This window comes from Streptomyces sp. BF23-19, from assembly GCF_041106355.1.
GTDB lineage: Bacteria > Actinomycetota > Actinomycetes > Streptomycetales > Streptomycetaceae > Streptomyces > Streptomyces virginiae_A.
Map to the genome: position 1 here is coordinate 1 of NZ_JBGBPT010000168.1, position 5,815 is coordinate 5,815.

The 5,815-nt window shown below is 75.0% G+C and carries 4 protein-coding genes and 1 pseudogene; all 5 read left to right on the plus strand.

The genetic code is table 11. The features are described 5' to 3' along the window. Positions 1 to 936, plus strand: a 936-nt coding sequence (locus AB8A24_RS42735; RefSeq protein ID WP_369479206.1) for an ABC transporter permease, incomplete at its 5' end; no start/stop codon positions are given. Then, positions 933 to 1,925, plus strand: coding sequence for an ABC transporter permease (locus tag AB8A24_RS42740; protein ID WP_328961788.1), 993 nt, complete (start codon positions 933 to 935; stop codon positions 1,923 to 1,925). The genes AB8A24_RS42735 and AB8A24_RS42740, both read left to right, overlap by 4 nt. Beyond that, a complete protein-coding gene (locus AB8A24_RS42745; RefSeq protein ID WP_328961787.1) occupies positions 1,922 to 3,607 on the plus strand; it encodes an ABC transporter ATP-binding protein in 1,686 nt (561 codons plus the stop codon). Before AB8A24_RS42740 ends, AB8A24_RS42745 begins: the two co-directional genes overlap by 4 nt. Positions 3,608 to 3,838: 231 nt before the next feature. After that, positions 3,839 to 5,458: a GT4 family glycosyltransferase PelF gene (gene pelF / locus AB8A24_RS42750; RefSeq protein WP_328961786.1), complete on the plus strand. Its 1,620-nt coding sequence runs from the start codon at positions 3,839 to 3,841 to the stop codon at positions 5,456 to 5,458. Next, positions 5,455 to 5,815 (plus strand): annotated as a pseudogene (locus tag AB8A24_RS42755) (hypothetical protein); the annotation flags it as partial. The gene pelF and the pseudogene AB8A24_RS42755, both read left to right, overlap by 4 nt.

A 5,815-nucleotide genomic window follows, 5' to 3' on the forward strand; every position in this document is an offset into this window, starting at 1 on the left:
CCGGGCGCGGGCACCGCGCGCCAGGTCGGCCGGCGCCTGCGCCGCCGGCCCGCGGCCCTCGCCGCCGCCGGGGTGCTGACCCTGCTCGTCCTCCTCGCCCTCGCCGCCCCCCTGCTCGCCCAACTCACCGGGCAGGACCCGAACGCGTACCACGACGACCTCGTGGACTCCGCGCGCGGCGGGGTACCGCTCGGCTCCTTCGGCGGGATCTCCGCCGACCACCTGCTCGGCGTCGAGCCGGGCACCGGACGTGACCTGCTCACCCGGCTGGTGTACGGGGCGCGGATCTCCCTGCTCGTCGCCCTGGGCGCCGTCGTCGTACAGACCCTCGTCGGCGTGGGCGTCGGACTCGCCGCCGCCCTCGGCGGCCGGTTCGCGGGCCAGCTCATCGGCCGGTTCACCGATGTGATGATCGCGCTGCCGATGCTGGTGATCGGCATCGCCCTCACCGCGGTCGTCCCGCCCGACTTCCCGCGGCCGCTGCTGCTGATCCTCATCATCGGCCTGCTCGACTGGGGCGGCACCGCCCGCATGGTGCGCGCCCAGGCCCTCGCCCTGCGCGGTCTCGACTTCGTCGACGCCGCCCGCCTCTCGGGCCGGGGCACGCTCGGCATCGCCCGCCGCGAACTGCTGCCCTCGCTCGCCGCGCCCGTCATCACCTACGCCGCGATCAAGGTGCCCACCGCCATCGTGGCCGAGGCCTCGCTGTCCTTCCTCGGCGTCGGCGTGAAGCCGCCCACGCCCTCCTGGGGGCAGATGCTCTCCAGCGCGCAGACCTGGTTCCGCGCCGACCCGGCCTACGTCCTGCTGCCGGCCGGACTGCTCTTCGTCACCGTGCTCGCCTCCACCGTGCTGGGCGACGCCGTCCGTACGGCCCTCGACCCGCGCGAAGGCTCCCGCCTGCGGGTCGGCACCAGAAAGGAGCGCACGGCGTGACCCGCTTCGTGCTCAAACGGACCGGCGGCGCACTGCTCGTGCTGCTCACCCTGTCCGTCATCGTCTACTCCCTCTTCTACCTCGCCCCCGGCGACCCGGCCCGCCTCGCCTGCGGAGAGCGCTGCAACCCGGCGCAGATCGCCCAGGTCCGCGAACAGCTCGGGCTGAACGAGTCCGCCCTCAGCCAGTACCTGCACTTCCTCCAGGGGCTGCTGGCCGGCCGGGACCACTCGGGCGGCGCCGGCCTGGTCCTGCACTGCGACGCGCCCTGCCTGGGATTCTCGTACCAGAACGACCAGCAGGTCACCGGGCTGATCCTGGACCGGCTGCCCGCCACCCTGTCGCTGGCGCTCGGCGCGCTGGTGATCTGGCTGGTGGTCGGCGTCGGCACCGGACTGCTGTCCGCGCTGCGCCGCGGCGGGATCACCGAGCGGGCCCTGACCGTCCTGACCCTCGCCGGGACCGGCACCCCCGTCTTCATCCTCGGTCTGCTGCTGCTCATGACGGTCTGCGCCTACCTGCAGTGGCTGCCGTTCCCGACGTACGTTCCGCTGACCGAGGACCCCGAGCAGTGGGCCTGGAACCTGCTCCTGCCCTGGGTGACCCTCGGCTTCTTCGAGAGCGCCAAGTACGCACGCCTCACGCGTAGTTCGACCCTGGAGACGCTCGCCGAGGACCACATCCGCACCTTCCGTGCCTACGGGGTGGGGGAGCGGGCCGTGGTCACCCGGCACGCGGTGCGCGGCGCCGTGGCCCCCGTGATCGCGCTCAGCGCCGTGGATTTCGGCACGATGATCGGCGGCGCCGTGCTGACGGAGTCCCTGTTCGGGATCCCCGGCCTCGGCAAGACCCTCATCGACGGGGTGCGGGTCGTGGACCTGCCCGTCGTGGTCGGCGTCGTCCTCGCGATCGGCACGGCCGTGGTCCTCGCGGGCGCGATCGCCGACCTGCTGTACGCCGCCGCGGACCGAAGGGTGACCCTCGCATGACGCACTCACTGGTGGAGGTCACCGACCTCGTCGTCGACTTCCCCGTCGGCGGCGCGGGGGAGTACGTACGGGCCGTCGACGGGATCTCCTTCACCCTGGAGGCGGGCCGGGCCCTCGGCGTCGTGGGCGAGTCCGGCAGCGGCAAGTCCACCGTGGCCGCCGCCCTGCTGGGACTGCACCGCGGTACGGGCGCCCGCCTCGGCGGCACCGTCAGGGTCGGCGGCACGGACGTGGCCGCGGCGTCGGCGGCCGAACTGCGCCGCCTGCGCGGCGGGACCGCCGCCATGGTCTTCCAGGACCCGCTGAGCTCCCTCGACCCGTACTACGCCATCGGCGACCAGATCGCCGAGGTCCACCGGATCCACGCGGACGTCTCCCGGCGGGCCGCCCGGGCCCGCGCCGTCGAGGTGCTCGACCGGGTGGGCATCCCGGACGCGGTACGCCGCTCCCGCGCCCGGCCGCACGAGTTCAGCGGCGGCATGCGGCAACGGGCCCTCATCGCGATGGCGCTCGCGTGCGAGCCGCGGCTGCTGATCGCCGACGAGCCGACCACCGCGTTGGACGTCACCGTGCAGGCCCAGATCCTCGACCTGCTGCACGGGCTGCGCGAGGAGCGCGGGCTCGGGCTGCTGCTGGTCACCCACGACGTGGGGGTGGCGGCGGAGAGCGTGGACGAGGTGCTGGTGATGAGGGACGGAGCCGCGGTGGAGCGGGGGCCGGTGGCCTCCGTGCTGGCCGCACCGGCCGAGGCGTACACCAAGGCCCTGTTGGCCGCCGTACCGAGGCTGGACGGGCCGCGCCCCGTGCGCGGGAGCGCGGGTGGGCAGGTGTCGCCCCGCTCCGGGGGCTCCGCCCCGGACTCCCCGCCTCGGACGCCGGCGGGGCCGGACGTGCCGCCCGTCGTCGAGGCGTTCGCGTTGCGGCGGGAGTTCGGGCGGGGGCGGCGGAAGGTCGCCGCGGTCGCCGGGGTGTCCCTCGCCGTGCACGCCGGGGAGACCCTCGGGATCGTCGGCGAGAGCGGCTCCGGCAAGAGCACGCTCGGGCGGATGCTCGTCGGACTGCTGGAGCCCGGCTCCGGGCAGGTGCGCCGGGACGGCGCCCCGGTCACCGGCATCGCGAGCGGCGTGCAGATGGTCTTCCAGGACCCGGTCTCCTCCCTCAATCCGCGCCGCTCGGTCGGCGAGTCCATCGCCGACCCGCTGCGCGCGGCCGGGGAGCGGGACGAGGCCGCCGTCCGGGCCCGGGTGGAGGAACTGCTGCTGCGCGTCGGGCTGGAGGCCGGACACTACGACCGCTACCCGCACGAGTTCAGCGGCGGCCAGCGCCAGCGGGTGGGCATCGCGCGGGCGCTCGCGCCCCGGCCCCGGCTGATCGTCTGCGACGAGCCGGTCTCCGCCCTCGACGTGACCACCCAGGCGCAGGTCACCGCCCTGCTCGCGGAGCTCCAGCGGGAGCTGGGCATCGCGCTGGTCTTCATCGCGCACGACCTGGCGGTGGTCCGGCAGGTCAGCGACCGGGTGGCGGTCATGCGGGCCGGGGAGATCGTCGAGGAGGGCCCGGTGGACGAGGTCTACGACCGCCCGGCCCACCCATACACCCGGCAGCTGCTGGCCGCCGTGCCCGCCCTGGATCCCGCACTGGCGGCCGGTCGCCGCAGGACGCGGCAGGAGGTCTTCGCGTAGCGGGACGGCAGCACCCGGGCGATGGTCCCGGCAGCGCCCAGGGCCGTTCCGAGGCTGTACTTCTAGCGTGCTCGAACGCGAACCGTACGGGAAAGTTACGACTCTTCACCCCTTCCGGTGGCGCGACGGGCAACCGTCCGTCGCGCCTTCGGCATATCCGCTTGAGTTCTCCCGCGGCGGGTCGCCTGACCGAACGGCGACCGCCTGAACGGGAGATCGGGGGTGCCACTCGTGCGGATCGGACTGCTCACGGAAGGTGGTTATCCGTATGCGACGGGAGAGGCGAGGCTGTGGTGCGACCGGCTCGTGCGCGGGCTCCCGCAGCACGAGTTCGAGATCTACGCACTGAGCCGCAGCGCCGAGCAGGAGCGCGCCCGGGTGCCCCTGCCCGAGCACGTCACCCGCGTCCGGACGGCCCCCCTGTGGGCCCCCGCCGACGACGGGCGGACCTACTCCCGCCGGGAGCGCCGGCGGTTCGTGGACTGCTTCAAGGAGTTGGTCCAGGGCATCTGCGCCGGTGAGGCGCAGCCCTTCGCGGCCGGGCTGTACGGGCTCGCCGAACTCGCCCGCGAACAGGGCGGGATGTACGCGGCCCTGCGCTCCGAGTCCGCGGTGCGCGCCCTGGAGTCCGCCTGCCGGGCGCCGGGCGCGGCCCGCACCGTACAGACCGCGCAGGTGGCCGACCTGCTGGAGTTCGTGGACGAACTGGAGGTCATGCTCCGGCCGTTGTCCCTCGACTGGTACGAGGAGAACGCCCAGGCCGGGGGCGGTCTCGGCGAGGCCGACATCTGCCACGCGACCGCGGGCGGCGTGGCGGCGCTCCCCGGACTCCTGGCCAAACGCTTCTTCGGGGTCCCGCTGCTGGTGACCGAGTACGGGGTCCAGCTCCGGGCCCACTACCTGGCCCAGCTCGACACCCGCGGCGAGCAGGAGACCCGACCCGCCGTCCGGGCCCTGCTCGCGGCCTTCCACCTGCGGCTGGCCACCGAGATCTACGCCCGCGCCGACTTCCTGACCCCCGGGAACGCGCACGCCCGGCGCTGGCAGGAGCGGTGCGGGGCCACCCGGGAACGGCTGCGGACCGTCTACCCCGGAATGGAGGCGGACCGATTCGCCACCGTCGGCGAGGCCGCGGACTGCGGGGACCCCGACACCCTGGTATGGGTCGGCCGGGCAGAGCCCGCCAAGGACCTCATCGCCCTCCTGCACGCCTTCGCCGAGGTCCGCCGGGCCGCGCCCGGCACCCGGCTGCGGATCTTCGCCACGGCCGTGGCCCCCGACTACCTCGCCGACTGCCGTTCCCTGGCCGCCCAGCTCTTCCCCGACGAGGCCGCCGACTCGGTCACGGTCGGGGAGAACCCGGTCACCTTCGAGGAGATCGGCGGACCCGACGCCCCCACCACGGCCGAGGCGTACGGCGCCGGGCGCGTCGTCGTCCTGTCCTCCGTGATCGAGGGCTTCCCGGTCACCCTCGCCGAGGCGATGCTCTGCGGGCGCGCCACCGTCTCCACCGACGTGGGCGCGGTCTGCGAGGTCATCGGGGGCACCGGACTCGTCGTCCCGCCGCGCAACCCCCGGGCGCTCGCCGAGGCCTGCCTGTCCCTGCTGCAGGACCCCGAGCGGGCGCAGCGGCTCGGCGCCGCCGCCCGGGCACGGGCCCTGGAGCTCTTCACCGTCGAGCAGAACGTGGCCGCCTTCCAGGAGGTCTACCTGCGGCTGCTGGCCAAGGGCTCCGTGCGGCCGGACGGCGAGATCCCCTTCGCCCGCCCCCCGGAGGCCCGGGTGCCCGGCCACTGGACCAGCCCGACCTGGGCCCCCGCCCCGGAGTCGTCCTCGGAGGCCGCCGTATGACCACCGTCGACCCCGAGATCTCGGCCCCGCCCCGGCCGCCCCGGCGGAAGGCCGCCGGGGACCCCGTCAAGGCCCTGCTGCACCGGCACCGGGAGCTGTGCGAGCGCGCCGTGGACCCGCTGGAGATCGCCGCCGGGCTGGAGGCCCACGGCATCACCGACCGCACCGCCGCCCGGTTCCGGCACCGGGACGTCTTCTCGCTCGCCGAGGAGCTGTACGCGCGCAGCCCCCACGAGGCGGTCACCACCGCCGCGCCCACCCTGGTCCCGGCCGGCCCCGCCGCGTTCCGCGGCTTCGGCTACGCGCTGCTGCCCGGCGCCCTCGCCTGCGCCGCGGCCGCCGCCGGGCAGGCGTGGG

What these genes read in the sequence shown, in the direction of transcription:
- AB8A24_RS42745 (WP_328961787.1), top strand. Translation starts at nt 1,922, where the DNA reads ATGACGCACTCACTGGTGGAGGTCACCGACCTCGTCGTCGACTTCCCC.